The 17976-nt window shown below is 52.4% G+C and carries 16 protein-coding genes; 12 read left to right on the top strand and 4 right to left on the bottom strand.

Annotation, left to right across the window (positions count from 1 at the left end):
- Positions 1 to 55 precede the first annotated feature (55 nt).
- The 6 genes from C0K55_RS02490 (at position 56) to C0K55_RS02465 (ending at position 8985) form a co-directional block, all read left to right on the top strand.
- Positions 56 to 3337 (top strand): DUF5107 domain-containing protein, encoded by a 3282-nt coding sequence (locus tag C0K55_RS02490; protein WP_105266339.1) that lies wholly within the window; start codon positions 56 to 58, stop codon positions 3335 to 3337.
- Between the two features lie 96 nt (positions 3338 to 3433).
- Positions 3434 to 4417, top strand: coding sequence for a substrate-binding domain-containing protein (locus tag C0K55_RS02485; protein ID WP_105266340.1), 984 nt, complete (start codon positions 3434 to 3436; stop codon positions 4415 to 4417).
- A gap of 22 nt (positions 4418 to 4439) precedes the next feature.
- Entirely contained in the window at positions 4440 to 5951 is a 1512-nt protein-coding gene (locus tag C0K55_RS02480; protein ID WP_105266341.1) for a sugar ABC transporter ATP-binding protein, read from the top strand.
- Positions 5952 to 5975: 24 nt separating this feature from the next.
- Entirely contained in the window at positions 5976 to 6974 is a 999-nt protein-coding gene (locus C0K55_RS02475) for an ABC transporter permease (RefSeq protein WP_001276671.1), read from the top strand.
- A gap of 32 nt (positions 6975 to 7006) precedes the next feature.
- Positions 7007 to 8101: a zinc-dependent alcohol dehydrogenase family protein gene (locus C0K55_RS02470; RefSeq protein ID WP_172955673.1), complete on the top strand. Its 1095-nt coding sequence runs from the start codon at positions 7007 to 7009 to the stop codon at positions 8099 to 8101.
- An 11-nt stretch (positions 8102 to 8112) separates the two neighbouring features.
- The gene (locus tag C0K55_RS02465; protein ID WP_105266342.1) at positions 8113 to 8985 is read left to right on the top strand and encodes an aldose 1-epimerase; all 873 of its coding nucleotides are present in this window, start codon (positions 8113 to 8115) and stop codon (positions 8983 to 8985) included.
- 85 nt (positions 8986 to 9070) lie between these two features.
- Here C0K55_RS02465 and C0K55_RS02460 read toward each other — a convergent pair whose 3' ends face one another.
- Complete coding sequence (locus C0K55_RS02460; protein WP_105266343.1) at positions 9071 to 9493, bottom strand: DoxX family protein; 423 nt, start codon at positions 9491 to 9493, stop codon at positions 9071 to 9073.
- A 236-nt stretch (positions 9494 to 9729) separates the two neighbouring features.
- On the opposite strand from C0K55_RS02460, the gene C0K55_RS02455 reads away from it, so the two are divergent.
- A complete protein-coding gene (locus tag C0K55_RS02455; protein WP_000244163.1) occupies positions 9730 to 10869 on the top strand; it encodes a 3-phenylpropionate MFS transporter in 1140 nt (379 codons plus the stop codon).
- On the opposite strand, the gene csiE is transcribed toward C0K55_RS02455, so the two are convergent.
- The 3 genes from csiE to suhB all read right to left on the bottom strand — a co-directional run bounded on the left by csiE (position 10870) and on the right by suhB (position 14137).
- Positions 10870 to 12144, bottom strand: a complete 1275-nt coding sequence (gene csiE, locus C0K55_RS02450) for a stationary phase inducible protein CsiE (RefSeq protein ID WP_000987934.1) — start codon at positions 12142 to 12144, stop codon at positions 10870 to 10872. It lies immediately after the preceding gene.
- Between the two features lie 196 nt (positions 12145 to 12340).
- The gene (locus tag C0K55_RS02445) at positions 12341 to 13189 is read right to left on the bottom strand and encodes an alpha/beta hydrolase (RefSeq protein WP_085449148.1); all 849 of its coding nucleotides are present in this window, start codon (positions 13187 to 13189) and stop codon (positions 12341 to 12343) included.
- 144 nt (positions 13190 to 13333) lie between these two features.
- Positions 13334 to 14137 carry an inositol-1-monophosphatase gene (suhB, locus tag C0K55_RS02440; RefSeq protein WP_000553448.1) on the bottom strand — a complete coding sequence of 268 codons (804 nt, stop codon included), beginning with the start codon at positions 14135 to 14137 and terminating at the stop codon, positions 13334 to 13336.
- A 118-nt stretch (positions 14138 to 14255) separates the two neighbouring features.
- Here suhB and trmJ point away from each other — a divergent pair, with 118 nt between their 5' ends.
- From trmJ to iscA, 5 genes are all read left to right on the top strand, one after another.
- On the top strand, positions 14256 to 14996 hold the full coding sequence (trmJ, locus tag C0K55_RS02435; RefSeq protein ID WP_000940037.1) for a tRNA (cytosine(32)/uridine(32)-2'-O)-methyltransferase TrmJ: 741 nt from the start codon (positions 14256 to 14258) through the stop codon (positions 14994 to 14996).
- A gap of 362 nt (positions 14997 to 15358) precedes the next feature.
- A complete protein-coding gene (iscR, locus tag C0K55_RS02430; protein ID WP_001241357.1) occupies positions 15359 to 15847 on the top strand; it encodes a Fe-S cluster assembly transcriptional regulator IscR in 489 nt (162 codons plus the stop codon).
- Positions 15848 to 15958: 111 nt separating this feature from the next.
- On the top strand, positions 15959 to 17173 hold the full coding sequence (gene iscS, locus C0K55_RS02425) for a cysteine desulfurase (RefSeq protein ID WP_001295373.1): 1215 nt from the start codon (positions 15959 to 15961) through the stop codon (positions 17171 to 17173).
- A gap of 27 nt (positions 17174 to 17200) precedes the next feature.
- A complete protein-coding gene (gene iscU, locus C0K55_RS02420) occupies positions 17201 to 17587 on the top strand; it encodes a Fe-S cluster assembly scaffold IscU (RefSeq protein WP_000331707.1) in 387 nt (128 codons plus the stop codon).
- Positions 17588 to 17603: 16 nt separating this feature from the next.
- Positions 17604 to 17927 carry an iron-sulfur cluster assembly protein IscA gene (gene iscA, locus C0K55_RS02415; protein ID WP_000028953.1) on the top strand — a complete coding sequence of 108 codons (324 nt, stop codon included), beginning with the start codon at positions 17604 to 17606 and terminating at the stop codon, positions 17925 to 17927.
- Positions 17928 to 17976: the final 49 nt, after the last annotated feature.

Below are 17976 nucleotides of genomic sequence, written 5' to 3'. Positions count from 1 at the left end.
AATACACTGCCACAAATCTTTTAATTCAGTATGTCTTGTTAATATTGAGGGCACCATGACTCCAGTAAAAGTGTGGCAAGAGCGCGTTGAGATCCCGACCTATGAAACCGGGCCGCAGGATATACATCCCATGTTTCTGGAAAATCGCGTTTATCAGGGATCGTCCGGCGCGGTTTATCCCTATGGCGTGACGGATACGCTGAGCGAGCAGAAAACCCTGAAATCGTGGCAGGCGGTATGGCTGGAAAACGACTACATCAAAGTGATGATCCTGCCGGAACTGGGCGGTCGTGTGCATCGCGCGTGGGATAAAGTAAAACAGCGCGATTTTGTCTATCACAATGAGGTGATAAAACCGGCGCTGGTAGGGCTGCTGGGGCCGTGGATCTCGGGCGGGATTGAGTTTAACTGGCCGCAACACCATCGCCCGACCACCTTTATGCCCGTTGATTTCGCCATCGAAGCACATGAAGATGGCGCACAGACTGTATGGGTTGGCGAAACGGAGCCGATGCACGGTTTACAGGTGATGACTGGTTTCACGCTGCGCCCTGACCGTGCCGCACTGGAAATTGCCAGCCGCGCCTATAACGGCAATGCTACGCCGCGTCATTTTTTGTGGTGGGCCAATCCGGCGGTGAAAGGTGGTGAAGGGCATCAGAGTGTTTTCCCACCGGATGTGACTGCGGTATTCGATCATGGCAAACGGGCCGTTTCAGCTTTCCCCATTGCCACCGGAACCTATTACAAAGTGGACTACTCCGCCGGAGTGGACATTTCTCGTTATAAAAATGTACCCGTTCCAACATCATATATGGCCGAAAAATCACAGTACGATTTTGTTGGCGCGTGGTGTCACGATGAAGATGGCGGTTTGCTTCACGTTGCCAACCACCATATTGCACCAGGTAAAAAACAGTGGAGCTGGGGACACAGTGAATTTGGTCAGGCGTGGGATAAGAGCCTGACCGACAATAACGGCCCGTATATCGAACTGATGACTGGCATTTTTGCTGACAACCAGCCCGATTTTACCTGGCTTGATGCTTACGAAGAGAAGCGTTTCGAGCAGTATTTCCTGCCTTATCATTCTCTGGGCATGGTGCAAAACGCCTCCCGCGACGCGGTGATTAAATTAGAGCGTAGCGAGCGGGGGATTGAGTGGGGGCTGTATGCCATCTCCCCGTTGAGTGGATATCGTCTGGCGATCCGCGAAATCGGCAAATGCAACGTGTTACTTGACGATGCCGTAGCCCTGACACCAGCGACCGCCATCCAGGGCGTGTTACGCGGTATTGATCCGGGCAGATTGACTATCGAACTTTCCGATGCTGACGGCAATATTGTACTGAGTTATCAGGAACATCAGCCGCAAGAACTACCGTTGCCGGACGTTGCTAAAGCGCCACTGGCAGCACAAGACATTACCAGTACAGATGAAGCCTGGTTTGTCGGTCAGCATCTGGAGCAATACCATCACGCCAGCCGTTCGCCGTTCGATTACTACCTGCGCGGCGTGGCGTTGGATCCGCTCGATTATCGCTGCAACCTGGCGCTGGCGATGCTGGAATATAACCGCGCAGATTTCCCGCAAGCGGTGGCATATGCCAGTCAGGCGCTAAAACGCGCACATGCGCTGAATAAAAACCCGCAGTGCGGACAGGCAAGTTTGATTCGCGCCAGTGCTTACGAACGTCAGGGGCAATATCAACAAGCCGAAGAGGATTTCTGGCGTGCAGTCTGGAGCGGCAACAGTAAAGCGGGCGGCTATTACGGTCTGGCACGACTGGCGGCGCGTAATGGCAACTTCGAGGCAGGGCTGGATTTTTGCCAACAAAGCCTGCGCGCCTGCCCAACTAATCAGGAAGTGCTTTGCCTGCATAATCTGCTGCTGGTATTAAGCGGCCGTCAGGATAATGCGCGTTTACAGCGCGAGAAACTGCTGCGCGATTATCCGCTGAACGCCACCCTGTGGTGGTTGAACTGGTTCGATGGTCGTTCTGAATCTGCCTTCACGCAGTGGCGAGGTCTGTGTCAGGGGCGCGACGTGAACGCCCTGATGACTGCCGGGCAGTTGATTAACTGGGGAATGCCCGCCCTGGCGGCAGAGATGCTGAACGCACTGGACTGCCAACGCACGTTGCCGCTTTATCTGCAAGCGAGCTTATTGCCGAAAGCTGATCGTGGCGAACTGGTGACAAGAGCCATTGATGTCTTTCCGCAGTTTGTCCGTTTCCCGAATACGCTGGAGGAAGTGGCGGCACTGGAGAGCATTGAAGAGTGTTGGTTCGCCCGTCATTTACTGGCCTGCTTCTACTACAACAAGCGTTGCTACGACAAAGCCATTGCCTTATGGCAGCGTTGCGTAGAGATGTCGCCGGAGTTTGCCGACGGCTGGCGCGGGTTGGCGATCCATGCGTGGAATAAGCAGCACGATGATGAACTGGCCGCACGTTATCTTGATAATGCTTATCAGCTTGCGCCACAGGATGCACGTCTGCTTTTCGAACGCGATTTGCTGGATAAGTTAACCGGATCTTCGCCGGAGAAACGACTGGCGCGTCTGGAAAATAATCTGGAAATTGCCCTGAAACGCGACGACATGACCGCAGAACTGCTCAATTTGTGGCATCTCACCGGTCAGGCAGACAAAGCGGCGGACATTCTCGCCACGCGCAAATTCCATCCGTGGGAAGGCGGGGAAGGGAAAGTTACCTGCCAGTTTATCCTCAACCAGTTGTTACGCGCCTGGCAACACCTTGATGCCAGACAGCCGCAGCAGGCAAGCGAACTGCTTCATGCCGCGTTGCATTATCCGGAGAATTTAAGCGAAGGTCGTTTACCTGGGCAGACTGATAACGACATCTGGTTCTGGCAGGCAGTATGCGCGAAAACGCAGGGCGATGAAGCTGAGGCGACGCGCTGCTTACGAATGGCGGCGACCGGCGATCGCACCATTAACATCCACAGTTATTACAACGATCAGCCGGTCGATTATCTCTTCTGGCAAGGGATGGCACTGCGATTGCTGGGCGAACAACAAACGGCACAGCAACTGTTCAGTGAAATGAAACAGTGGGCGCAACAGATGGCGAAAACCAGTATCGAAGCGGATTTCTTTGCTGTTTCACAACCGGACTTGTTGTCGCTGTATGGCGATTTACAACAGCAGCATAAAGAAAAATGCCTGATGGTGTCGATGCTGGCGGCTGCGGGATTAGGGGAGATTGCGCAATATGAATCTGTGCGCGCTGAACTGACGGCGATTAATCCGGCCTGGCCGAAAGCGGCATTATTCACCACCGTGATGCCTTTTATTTTTAACTACGTTCACTAAACCCTATTAACTGTAATATTTGAGCGGCATGCGCTGCCGCTCATCACTAAATAATTAAAATAAGCCGTTGTAAATAAAAACCCTACAGGAGGCACTATGCCTGAAAAAATGAGAGCAACCCGTAATATAATTTTAATAGCTACGCTTTTGGGTAGCGCACTATTCGCCAGGGCTGTGGAAAAAGAAATGACCATTGGCGCAATATATCTTGATACTCAGGGATATTACGCCGGTGTACGTCAGGGTGTTCAGGATGCGGCAAAAGATTCCTCAGTACAGGTACAGTTAATAGAAACCAACGCACAGGGGGATATTTCAAAAGAAAGTACTTTTGTTGATACCCTCGTGGCGCGTAATGTTGATGCCATTATTTTGTCGGCAGTGTCTGAAAATGGCAGTAGCCGCACCGTTCGACGCGCCAGTGAGGCGGGTATTCCAGTGATTTGCTACAACACCTGTATTAATCAGAAAGGGGTCGATAAATATGTCTCGGCGTATCTGGTGGGCGATCCTCTGGAATTCGGTAAAAAACTGGGTAATGCCGCCGCCGATTATTTTATTGCCAACAAAATTGAACAACCAAAAATTGCCGTCATAAATTGCGAAGCTTTTGAAGTTTGTGTGCAGCGGCGTAAAGGGTTTGAAGAAGTATTAAAAGCCCGTGTTCCCGGAGCGCAAATTGTCGCGAATCAGGAAGGTACTGTTTTAGATAAAGCGATTTCTGTCGGTGAAAAACTGATTATCTCCACGCCGGATCTCAACGCCATTATGGGAGAATCGGGCGGCGCGACACTCGGCGCAGTTAAAGCAGTACGTAATCAAAATCAGGCCGGGAAAATTGCCGTCTTTGGTTCAGATATGACGACTGAAATTGCCCAGGAACTGGAAAACAACCAGGTGCTGAAAGCGGTAGTGGATATTTCCGGTAAGAAAATGGGTAACGCTGTTTTTGCGCAAACATTGAAGGTTATCGATAAAAAAGCCGACGGTGAAAAAGTGATTCAGGTGCCTATCGATCTCTATACCAAAACGGAAGACGGTAAGCAGTGGCTGGCAACGCATGTTGATGGTCTGCCCTAATAGCTGATTCGCAGAGGTCCCTATGTTCACGGCAACAGAGGCAGTCCCGGTAGCAAAAGTGGTGGCAGGAAATAAGCGTTATCCCGGCGTCGTTGCGCTGGATAACGTTAATTTCACGCTCAATAAAGGCGAAGTTCGCGCGCTGTTAGGTAAAAATGGCGCGGGCAAATCGCCCCTCATTCGAATGCTCACCGGCAGCGAACGCCCGGACAGCGGCGATATCTGGATTGGCGAGACGCGGCTGGAAGGTGACGAAGCTACGCTGACTCGCCGTGCCGCTGAACTGGGGGTACGCGCGGTTTATCAGGAGTTAAGTCTGGTGGAGGGGCTGACGGTGGCGGAAAACCTCTGCCTTGGTCAATGGCCACGCCGCAACAGCATGATTGATTACCCGCAAATGGCGCAGGATGCCCAACGTTGCTTACAGGCGCTGGGTGTCGACGTTAGCCCTGAACAACTTGTATCGACGCTAAGTCCGGCGCAAAAGCAACTGGTGGAAATTGCGCGAGTGATGAAGGGCGAGCCGCGCGTGGTCATTCTTGATGAACCTACCAGTTCGCTTGCCAGTGCGGAAGTTGAACTGGTGATCAGCGCCGTGAAAAAGATGTCGGCACTGGGCGTGGCGGTGATTTATGTCAGCCACCGGATGGAAGAAATCCGCCGTATCGCTTCCTGCGCCACCGTCATGCGCGATGGTCAGGTGGCGGGCGATGTGATGCTCGAAAACACCTCCACCCGTCATATTGTGTCGCTGATGCTTGGACGCGATCACGTTGATATTGCGCCGGTTGCCGCCCAGGAAATTGCTGACCAGATCGTGCTGGATGTTCGTGCGTTACGCCACAGACCAAAACTTGCGGAGATCAATTTTTCACTGCGTCGTGGTGAAGTGCTCGGTATTGCTGGCCTGCTGGGAGCCGGGCGCAGTGAATTGCTGAAAGCGATTGTTGGACTGGAAGCGTTTGAGCAGGGCGAAATTGTTATCAACGGCGAGAAAATCACGCGCCCGGATTACGGCGACATGTTGAAACGCGGCATCGGCTATACCCCGGAAAATCGCAAAGAAGCGGGGATCATTCCCTGGCTGGGCGTTGACGAAAATACAGTGCTGACCAACCGGCAAAAAATCAGCGCTAACGGCGTGCTGCAATGGTCCACCATCCGCCGCCTGACCGAAGAGGTGATGCAACGGATGACAGTCAAGGCTGCCAGTAGCGAAACGCCGATTGGTACGCTTTCCGGCGGTAATCAGCAAAAAGTGGTGATCGGTCGTTGGGTCTATGCCGCCAGCCAGATTCTGTTGCTCGACGAGCCAACGCGCGGCGTCGATATCGAAGCCAAGCAGCAGATTTACCGTATTGTCCGCGAGCTGGCCGCCGAAGGAAAAAGCGTGGTGTTTATCTCCAGTGAAGTGGAAGAGTTGCCGCTGGTGTGCGACCGCATCCTGTTGTTACAGCACGGCACGTTCTCGCAGGAGTTTCACTCGCCGGTCAATGTGGATGAGCTGATGTCCGCCATTCTGTCTGTGCACTGATGAATTTTACCGAGGAACCTGAAGATGTCTGCTTCGTCATTACCATTGCCGCAGGGCAAGAGCGTCTCGCTCAAACAATTTGTCAGTCGCCACATTAATGAGATCGGTTTGCTGGTGGTGATAGCCATTTTGTATCTGGTCTTCTCCCTGAACGCACCAGGCTTTATCTCATTAAATAACCAGATGAACGTGCTACGCGATGCCGCCACCATCGGTATTGCCGCCTGGGCGATGACGCTGATTATTATCTCCGGTGAAATTGATGTCAGCGTTGGGCCAATGGTGGCTTTTGTCTCGGTGTGCCTGGCATTTTTACTGCAATTTGAGGTTCCTCTGGCGGTGGCGTGTTTGTTGGTGTTGCTGTTAGGCGCGCTGATGGGAACGCTCGCCGGGGTGTTACGTGGCGTGTTTAACGTGCCAAGTTTTGTGGCCACGCTGGGGTTGTGGAGCGCCCTGCGCGGTATGGGGCTGTTTATGACTAACGCCCTGCCTGTGCCGATTGACGAAAACGAGGTACTGGACTGGCTGGGTGGGCAATTTCTCGGCGTGCCGGTATCCGCGCTGATCATGATGGTGTTGTTTGCGCTGTTTGTGTTCATCAGCCGTAAAACTGCCTTCGGGCGTTCGGTTTTTGCTGTGGGCGGTAATGCCACGGCGGCGCAGTTGTGCGGGATTAACGTCCGGCGAGTACGCATTCTTATTTTTACCCTTTCAGGATTATTAGCGGCGGTGACCGGCATTTTACTGGCGGCGCGCCTCGGTTCTGGTAACGCAGGCGCGGCAAACGGTCTGGAGTTTGACGTGATCGCAGCCGTGGTAGTTGGTGGTACGGCGCTTTCCGGCGGTCGCGGCTCCCTGTTCGGTACGCTGCTTGGCGTTCTGGTCATTACGCTAATCGGTAACGGTCTGGTGCTGCTCGGAATTAACTCCTTTTTCCAGCAGGTGGTTCGCGGCGTCATCATCGTGGTGGCGGTACTGGCGAATATCTTGCTGACCCAGCGAAGCAGTAAAGCGAAACGCTAAATATTAACGCCCCTGGCGCGGGTGCGGCAGGGATGAAAATTAATCGTATTGTTAATGAGGGACTTATGAAAACGATGCTGGCAGCTTACTTACCAGGAAATTCGACCGTTGATCTACGGGAAGTTGCGGTGCCGACGCCGGGGATTAACCAGGTACTGATCAAAATGAAATCCTCCGGGATTTGCGGAAGCGATGTCCACTATATCTATCATCAACACCGCGCCACGGCGGCGGCGCCCGATAAACCGTTGTATCAGGGATTTATCAACGGTCATGAACCGTGCGGGCAGATTGTGGCTATGGGGCAAGGCTGTCGTCATTTTAAAGAGGGTAACCGCGTGCTGGTGTATCACATTTCCGGCTGTGGTTTTTGCCCGAACTGCCGCCGCGGCTTTCCTATCTCTTGTACTGGCAAAGGAAAAGCGGCTTACGGCTGGCAGCGTGACGGCGGTCATGCCGAATATCTGCTGGCGGAAGAAAAAGATCTGATCCTCCTGCCAGACGCACTGAGCTACGAAGATGGAGCGTTTATCAGTTGCGGCGTTGGCACGGCGTATGAAGGGATTTTGCGCGGCGAAGTCTCCGGCAGCGATAACGTGCTGGTGGTCGGTCTGGGGCCGGTCGGGATGATGGCGATGATGCTGGCGAAAGGTCGCGGTGCGAAACGGATCATCGGCGTTGATATGTTGCCGGAACGTCTGGCGATGGCGAAACAGTTAGGTGTGATGGATCACGGTTATTTAGCAACCACTGAAGGTCTGCCGCAGATAATTGCCGAGCTCACCCACGGCGGCGCGGATGTTGCGCTCGATTGTTCCGGTAATGCTGCGGGGCGCTTGCTGGCATTGCAATCCACCGCCGACTGGGGACGCGTGGTTTACATCGGGGAAACTGGAAAAGTGGAGTTCGAGGTCAGCGCCGATCTGATGCACCATCAACGGCGGATTATTGGCTCCTGGGTGACCAGCCTGTTCCATATGGAAAAATGCGCTCACGATCTGACGGACTGGAAACTGTGGCCGCGTAACGCCATTACCCACCGCTTCTCACTGGAACAGGCGGGTGAGGCGTATGCGCTGATGGCAAGTGGCAAATGTGGGAAAGTTGTGATTAATTTCCCGGATTAAGGAGTTAGCGGATGACCATCTATACCTTATTTCATGGGGCGCTAAAGCTGGATATCTCTGACCAGGGCGGAGTCATAGAAGGCTTCTGGCACGACACGACGGCGTTGCTACGTCCGGGTAAAAAAAACGGTGTGGCAACCGATGCCTCCTGTTTTCCGCTGGTGCCGTTTGCTAACCGGGTGAGCGGCAACCGCTTTGTCTGGCAAGGGCGTGAGTATCCGCTACATCCTAACGTTGAATGGGACGCGCATTATCTGCACGGCGATGGCTGGCTGGGCCAGTGGCAATGTGTAACGTGCAGCGATGATAGTTTATGTCTGGAGTATGAACATCGCGGTGGCATTTATCATTATCGGGTAAGTCAGACGTTTCATTTAACGGCAGATGCGCTGACGGTCACGCTCTCTGTCACCAATGAAGGTGCAGAGACGCTGCCGTTTGGTACGGGCTGGCATCCTTATTTTCCGTTGTCGTCGCAAACGCGGATTCAGGCGCAGGCGAGCGGTTACTGGCTGGAGCGGGAACAGTGGCTGGCGGGGGCGTTTTGCGCGCAGTTACCGCTGGAGCTGGATTTCAATCAGCTCGCGCCGTTGCCGCGTCAGTGGGTGAACAATGGTTTTTCCGGATGGAATGGTCAGGCACGCATTGAGCAGCCACAGCAGGGTTACGCCATCACTATGGAAACGACGCCGCCCGCACCGTGTTATTTCATCTTTGTTTCGGATCCGACGTTTGATAAAGGGTATGCGTTTGATTTCTTCTGCCTGGAGCCGATGAGTCATGCGCCGGATGACCATCATCGTCCCGAAGGCGGAGATCTCATTGCGCTTGCGCCGGGGGAGTCAACAACCTTAGAGATGTCGTTGCGGGTTGAGTTGCTGTAATTTATAAAATGCCGGATGCACAGGCCTACAATGGGTGCCGGAACGGTAGGCCGGATAAGGCGTTCACGCCGCATCCGGCATGTTTTTAACGCCGATCGAGAGAGATCGCCCCCGGTCCGGTAATCGCCAGCAGCAAGAATGCGCCTGCAATACTGACATTTTTCCAGAAATTAATCATATTTGGCCCGACCGCATCCCCCGTCATATCCCAGTAATGATGGCCAATCACCGCTGTACCCAGCGTGTAGAAAATAAACAGCACCGCCAGCGGACGAGTGAAAAAACCAAGCACGATTAATATCGCGGCAGGCACTTCCATAACTACCGCAATAATTGCCGCCAGCATCGGCATTGGCGCGCCCAGCGAGGTCATATATTGGACCGTACCGTCAAAGCCCATCATTTTGGGAAAACCAAAAATAATGAAAATTAAGATGATGGCAATACGGGCAATTAATAACAAAACGGGGCGGGCTGCGCCAAAATCAAAATAACGTAGTGTGTTCATAACCAATCCCTTTGCAAAAAGATGTGATTTAAACGTAATACACACTCTGGCACCTCGCCACGCCCCAGGCGTTGAGATATTCGCTAATTATCCTGGTTTGCTATAACGGCATAGCGCAGGTCGCTGACAATGTGCTTGCTGCTTCATGCCGGGAAGCTCGCTCGAATATTCTTATTTTCCAACTTGCAACAACATTCGATTAACTCCAGACTAACGCCTCCTGACGGGAGGGACTCATGGTTTTGCAATCCACGCGCTGGTTGGCGCTCGGTTATTTCACGTACTTTTTTAGCTACGGCATTTTTCTACCTTTCTGGAGCGTCTGGCTTGAGGGGATTGGCTTAACGCCAGAAACCATCGGTCTGTTGTTAGGGGCCGGTCTGGTTGCCCGTTTTCTCGGTAGTTTGATAATCGCGCCCCGCGTCAGCGATCCTTCTCGTCTGATTTCCGCGCTGCGGGTGCTGGCGTTGCTGACGCTGCTGTTTGCCGTTGCCTTCTGGGCTGGCGCGCATGTCGCGTGGCTGATGGTGGTAATGGTCGGTTTTAACCTCTTTTTCTCACCGCTGGTGCCGTTGACTGACGCGCTGGCGAATACCTGGCAAAAGCAGTTTCCGCTTGATTACGGCAAAGTGCGGCTGTGGGGCTCGGTGGCATTTGTCATTGGTTCGGCGCTGACGGGCAAACTGGTCACGGTGTTTGATTATCGGGTGATCCTCGCGATGTTGACGCTGGGCGTGGCATCCATGCTACTTGGTTTTCTCATTCGCCCGACCATTCAACCACAAGGGGTAAGCCGCCAGCAGGAGAGCACGGGATGGCCGGCCTGGCTGGCGCTGGTTCGCCAGAACTGGCGCTTTCTGGCTTGTGTTTGTCTATTGCAGGGAGCGCACGCGGCGTATTACGGTTTTAGCGCCATTTACTGGCAGGCAGCGGGTTACTCGGCTTCGGCGGTGGGCTATTTGTGGTCACTTGGGGTGGTGGCGGAAGTGATCATCTTTGCGCTGAGTAACAAACTTTTCCGTCGCTGTAGCGCTCGCGATATGTTGTTGATCTCAGCGATTTGCGGAGTGGCGCGTTGGAGCATTATGGGGGCAACCACTGAGTTACCGTGGTTGATATTGGTGCAGATCCTGCATTGCGGCACTTTTACCGTGTGCCACCTGGCCGCCATGCGCTATATCGCCGCTCGTCAGGGTAGTGAGGTGATCCGTTTGCAGGCGGTTTACTCTGCCGTCGCGATGGGCGGCAGTATCGCTATCATGACCGTCTTCGCCGGATTCTTGTATCAATATCTGGGGCACGGCGTGTTCTGGGTGATGGCATTGGTGGCGCTTCCGGCAATGTTTCTGCGCCCAAAAGTGGTTCCTTCATGCTGATTATTCCAGCATTTTACGGATCTGCTCCTGTTGGTGTGCGGTCAGGGTCTGATTCGTATGAATCAGCGGCGGCGAAAAGAGCGGTAACGGGATGGTATAAGGTGCAATAATCAGCACAGCGTTTCTCGGTGCGCCATTTCGTAAAAAGGCCTTCACCGATATATGTTTAATATTGAGCGGCAGTAGCGTAATTTCGCGCAATTGTTGCTCAATACTTGCTTCTCTTTCACTGTCATTGTCCGTCAGTAAAACAATCTGTTTTTCGTTAACTTCATTTGCTTGCATCAGCCATGCGCCGAAAATCACCGCCACCAGACCACTTTCCTCATCGGAAAAACGGACATTGTATTCACTTTCAAACCCGGCCAGCGCCGCGCGGGTTGTACGAACCAGGCGTGGGTAAAGTCGGCTGAACTCTTCTGGCAAGGTGTTATCAATACCGATGGCAAACAAACTGCGGCGTAATGCCTGAGCGAGATGAGTATAAAGCTGATCGCATAACCCCTGTTCATCATAGAAACGGACATTTCCCAGCTCACGAAAATGTTGTACCAGACGGACAATAGCCTGACGCAATTGCCGATCGCGCTGATGGGTATCCTGCAGCGGATTGGGAACCCGCAACATGGAAAAGAGCAATGCCATAAACAACGGTTCATCTGGTGGTACAGGCTGGCGCGCCCGGCGTTGCCAGTGGCGGCCAATTTCTTGTGCTATCTGAAATTCAAGGCAGGATTCAGCCCATCGACGTTGCTGTGGGTTAAATTGTGGCGTGATCCCGGCATGATGTTGTAGCAGGCAATATTGCAGATACAGGCACAGAAAATGAATATCACGAGCTTCAAAGCATTTTTGCAATCGTCGCGAACACAGATTAACTAAAGCTTGTAGGTTGGTATCGTCGTAAAAGTTGCGAGCAATCCCCCGACGCTTCAATTCTTCCTTTATGGCAGGGGCGAAACGACCGGAGATAAATGACGGGCATAAACGGAAACCGCGTCGTAGCCAGTGAAATAAACATAAACGTTGATTAAGTACTGTACCTTCAATCCGGTAGCTACCGTCATAACCAGTAGTGAGCGTGAGTTGATGATAGCGCAGGATCTCCCGTCCTGTTTCGCTGATATCAAAACTGGCAATATCATCATCCACACCATTAAGCTCGCTAAACGTTGCCGTGGTGGCGGTCAACCCCGGCTGAAATAGCGTTAACAAGATCTGGCAGCGGCGCTGGGGAGCAGAAAGGGCAGATGGTGGAGCAAGTGTAGACATCATCTGTTGATCTCCCATAAGCATAATTGATAAGGATAGCTAAAGTTTGCTTAGGGAAATGGTGAATGGAACGCTATTTATCAGAAATGCGGGCAGGCGTCACAGAATTTTTATCGATATAAACAGCAATGGCCAGTTGAATGCCATGTCTTAAGGTGATTTCATGCTGTTTTATCGGGTTTTAATCTTAAGGTTAATTCTATGGGCTCAACGTATTGAGGATAAAATCTACCGCTTGTTCGCGATAAACATCACCATGACGATCGGAAAAAGCGTCAATGTGTTCGCCATCGGGGATCAGAATCAGCCGTTTTGGCTCTTTCGCCAGAGCATATAACTTTTCACTGTGCTGCCAGGGGATAACGTGATCGGCTTTGCCGTGAATCAGTAAAAGCGGAATGGGGCTGACGCTGGCAATGTAATTTTCACCGCTGTAACTTTCATCAAGTAAGTAACCACTGCCGGGGATCATCTGGTTGGCGATGGTTGAGTAAGAGGCAAATGTGGAGTCGAGGATCACCGCGCGGATGCCCTCACGATTGCCCTGACCAATAACATCAAGAATATTCGCACCGCCAATACTCTGACCAAACAGTACCAGTCGCTGCGGGTTTACATCACTGCGATGGCGCACCACGTTGATGGCGCTCAGTGTATCGTCCAGTAATCCGGCTTGCGAAGGCGTTCCTTTAGACTTACCAAACCCACGATAATCAAACATAAACACGTTGAAATTGCGTTCGGGTAACCAACTGACCAGTGGCCAATGTGCAGACATATTTCCGGCATTGCCATGAGCATGGATCACCGTAGCGATGGCATTTTCAGCGGGGCCAGTCGATGACGGAATAAACCAGCCTTGCAGGCGTGTGCCATCTTCAGCGGTAAACTCTACGGATTCTGCTGACCAGGGGTCAGGGCCATAAATTTTGTCATCAGGATAATAGAAAAAATTGATAGCGACGCGCGGCACTAAATAAACGCAGACGGCAACAACAAAGAGAATAAACAGAATCTTGAAAACGCGCTTGTTTACTGGCAGGACCATAACCTTTCCTTGCGACTTTTTTGTAATCCATTAATCGGGGAAAGATGGTGGGAGAGCGGTGAGGGAAAGTAAAGCGGCGAGAAAGTATTTCGGAATAGCGCCTGAAAGGCGAGGGCGGGTGAGAGAAATCACCCGCCAGAGAAATTAACGCTTCAGTGCGTCGCTTAACTCGTCACGCATGTTTGACAGCATGGCTTTTACTACGCGTGGGTTACCCGCAACGATGTTACCGGTCAGTATATAGTTATGACCACCAGTGAAGTCGCTGACAATACCACCAGCTTCACGAACCAGCAGTTCGCCTGCGGCGAAGTCCCACGGACGCAGACCGATTTCAAAGAAACCGTCAACGCGACCAGCAGCGACATAAGCCAGATCCAGTGCCGCAGAACCAGTACGACGGAAGTCAGCACATTCGTTGAACAGTTTGCCGACGATGTTGATGTAGGTGGTGGCGTACTGTTTTGCTTTGAACGGGAAGCCGGTCGCCAGAATAGTACCGTCGAGATCGCGAGCAGTGCTGCCACGCAGACGGTAGCCGTTCAGTTGTGCGCCCTGACCGCGAGTCGCGGTGAACAGTTCGTTACGCATAGGATCGTAAACCACAGCAACTTCGGTGCGGCCTTTGATGCGAACAGCGATAGATACCGCGAAATGCGGCAGACGTTTGATAAAGTTGGTGGTGCCATCCAGTGGATCGATAACCCATTGAACATCCTGATCAGTACCTTCAAGTTCACCGCTTTCTTCGGTGATGATGGTGTGCTGCGGGTAAGATTTACGAATCGTGTCGATAATCACCGCTTCGGCAGCTTTATCTACGTTGGTCACGAAATCGTTGCTGCCTTTCTGGCTCGCTTCTACAGCGTCCGGGGTTTCATAGTTTTTGGCAATTAAATTACCCGCCTTGCGCGCTGCGCGCACGGCGATGTTCAGCATCGGATGCATCGGTCTCTCTCACTGGATGTTAAAGAACGGGAAAACGGCGCAGAGTATAGCAGCGAGATCGGCATCTGTCTTCGTTTTATGATAAGATGCGCGAATAATCTTTAGACGAAGAAAGACAATGCTGCAAAATATTCGAATTGTGCTGGTGGAGACGTCACACACCGGCAATATGGGTTCTGTTGCCCGAGCCATGAAAACAATGGGATTAACCAATCTGTGGCTGGTTAATCCTCTGGTGAAACCTGACTCCCAAGCGATCGCGTTGGCAGCGGGAGCCAGTGATGTGATTGGTAATGCGCAGATTGTCGATACACTCGACGAAGCGTTGGCTGGTTGTAGCCTGGTCGTTGGCACCAGCGCGCGTTCCCGTACGCTGCCGTGGCCGATGCTCGACCCGCGCGAATGCGGTTTGAAAAGCGTCGCTGAAGCGGCAAACACGCCGGTGGCGCTGGTCTTTGGTCGCGAGCGCGTCGGCTTGACCAATGAAGAGCTGCAGAAATGCCATTATCATGTCGCGATTGCCGCGAACCCGGAATACAGCTCGCTGAACCTGGCGATGGCAGTACAGGTTATCGCCTATGAAGTGCGTATGGCCTGGCTGGCGACCCAGGAAAACGGCGAGCAGGTTGAGCATGCAGAGACGCCGTATCCGCTGGTGGATGATCTGGAACGTTTTTACGGTCATCTGGAGCAAACGTTGCTGGCAACCGGTTTTATTCGTGAAAACCATCCGGGGCAGGTGATGAATAAATTGCGTCGTCTGTTTACGCGTGCGCGCCCGGAAAGTCAGGAGTTGAATATCCTGCGTGGGATTCTGGCTTCTATTGAGCAGCAGAATAAAGGCAATAAGGCCGAATAACAGTCATTGCCTGATGCGACGCTTAACGCGTCTTATCAGGCTTACAAGTGCACGGAACCGTAGGTCGGATAAGGCGTTTACGCCGCATCCGACAGTCATTGCCTGATGCGACGCTTAACGCGTCTTATCAGGCTTACAAGTGCGCGGAACCGTAGGTCGGATAAGGCGTTTACGCCGCATCCGACAACAGGTACAAATGCCACGATAAGAAAATGGCACTGAAGGCTAAATACCTGACTAAATCAGTCAAGTAAATAGTTGACCAATTTACTCGGGAATGTCAGACTTGACCCTGCTATGCAATACCCCCACTTTTACAATAAAAAACCCCGGGCAGGGGCGAGTTTGAGGTGAAGTAAGACATGAGACTGACATCTAAAGGGCGCTATGCCGTGACCGCAATGCTGGACGTTGCGCTCAACTCCGAAGCAGGCCCGGTTCCGTTGGCTGATATTTCTGAACGTCAGGGAATTTCCCTTTCTTATCTGGAACAACTGTTTTCCCGTCTGCGTAAAAATGGTCTGGTTTCCAGCGTACGTGGACCTGGCGGTGGTTATCTGTTGGGCAAAGATGCCAGCAGCATCGCCGTTGGCGAAGTGATTAGCGCCGTTGACGAATCTGTAGATGCCACCCGTTGTCAGGGTAAAGGCGGCTGCCAGGGCGGCGATAAATGCCTGACCCACGCGCTGTGGCGTGATTTGAGCGACCGTCTCACCGGTTTTCTCAACAACATTACTTTAGGCGAACTGGTCAATAACCAGGAAGTGCTGGATGTGTCTGGTCGTCAACATACTCACGACGCGCCACGTACCCGCACACAAGACGCGATCGACGTTAAGTTACGCGCTTAATAAAAAGAATTCAGAGTCAGGCCGGAGTGTTTATCACTTCGTAAACACGGTCGTACATCCAGCCGGTAGCCTGATTCCTTGCATTGAGTGATGTACGGAGTTTATAGAGCAATGAAATTACCGATTTATCTCGATTACTCCGCAACCACGCCGGTGGACCCGCGTGTTGCCGAGAAAATGATGCAGTTTATGACGATGGACGGAACCTTTGGTAACCCGGCCTCCCGTTCTCACCGTTTCGGCTGGCAGGCTGAAGAAGCAGTAGATATCGCCCGTAATCAGATTGCCGATCTGGTCGGTGCTGACCCGCGTGAAATCGTCTTTACCTCTGGCGCAACCGAATCTGACAACCTGGCAATTAAAGGTGCAGCCAACTTTTATCAGAAAAAAGGCAAGCACATCATCACCAGCAAAACCGAACACAAAGCGGTACTGGACACCTGCCGTCAGCTTGAGCGTGAAGGTTTTGAAGTCACCTACCTGGCGCCGCAGCGTAACGGAATTATCGATCTGAAAGAACTCGAAGCGGCGATGCGTGATGACACCATCCTCGTTTCTATCATGCACGTGAATAACGAAATCGGCGTGGTACAGGATATCGCGGCTATCGGTGAAATGTGCCGTGCCCGCGGCATTATCTATCACGTTGATGCAACCCAGAGCGTGGGTAAACTGCCTATCGACCTGAGCCAGTTGAAAGTTGACCTGATGTCTTTCTCCGGTCACAAAATCTACGGTCCGAAAGGTATTGGCGCGCTGTATGTGCGTCGTAAACCACGCGTGCGCATTGAAGCGCAAATGCACGGCGGCGGTCACGAGCGCGGTATGCGTTCCGGTACACTGCCGGTTCACCAGATCGTGGGTATGGGCGAAGCCTATCGCATCGCAAAAGAAGAGATGGCGACCGAGATGGAACGTCTGCGCGGCCTGCGTAACCGTCTGTGGAACGGCATCAAAGATATCGAAGAAGTTTACCTGAACGGTGACCTGGAACACGGTGCGCCGAACATTCTCAACGTCAGCTTTAACTACGTTGAAGGTGAGTCGCTGATTATGGCGCTGAAAGACCTCGCGGTTTCTTCAGGTTCCGCCTGTACGTCGGCAAGTCTCGAACCGTCCTACGTGCTGCGCGCGCTGGGGCTGAACGACGAGCTGGCACATAGCTCTATCCGTTTCTCTTTAGGTCGTTTTACTACTGAAGAAGAGATCGACTACACCATCGAGTTAGTTCGTAAATCCATCGGTCGTCTGCGTGACCTTTCTCCGCTGTGGGAAATGTACAAGCAGGGCGTGGATCTGAACAGCATCGAATGGGCTCATCATTAATCGGTATCGGAATCAGGAGAATTTATAATGGCTTACAGCGAAAAAGTTATCGACCATTACGAGAATCCGCGTAACGTGGGTTCCTTCGACAACAACGACGAAAACGTGGGCAGCGGCATGGTGGGTGCACCAGCCTGTGGCGACGTGATGAAGTTGCAGATTAAAGTCAACGATGAAGGTATCATTGAAGACGCGCGTTTTAAAACTTACGGCTGCGGTTCCGCTATCGCTTCCAGTTCTCTGGTGACCGAATGGGTGAAAGGGAAATCTCTCGACGAAGCACAGGCGATCAAAAACACCGATATTGCTGAAGAACTTGAACTGCCACCGGTGAAAATTCACTGTTCTATTCTGGCAGAAGACGCGATCAAAGCCGCCATTGCGGACTATAAAAGCAAACGTGAAGCAAAATAAGAGTTGAGGTTTGGTTATGTCGATTACACTGAGCGACAGTGCAGCAGCGCGAGTAAATACCTTTCTGGCTAACCGCGGTAAAGGGTTTGGCCTGCGTCTGGGTGTGAGAACCTCTGGGTGTTCAGGTATGGCGTATGTACTGGAATTTGTTGACGAACCGACGCCGGAAGACATCGTGTTTGAAGACAAAGGCGTGAAAGTCGTGGTCGATGGCAAAAGCCTGCAATTTCTGGACGGTACGCAACTGGACTTCGTAAAAGAAGGCCTGAACGAAGGGTTTAAATTCACCAACCCGAACGTAAAAGATGAATGTGGTTGCGGCGAAAGCTTCCACGTCTGATGCGCATACCGATAACCCCACCGTGGTCGCCTGCGCGTGGGGTTTGTTT

The sequence above is a fragment of the Escherichia sp. MOD1-EC6098 genome (genome assembly GCF_002965865.1).
Lineage (GTDB): Bacteria > Pseudomonadota > Gammaproteobacteria > Enterobacterales > Enterobacteriaceae > Escherichia > Escherichia marmotae.
This window is presented reverse-complemented; position numbering and strand designations above follow the sequence as displayed.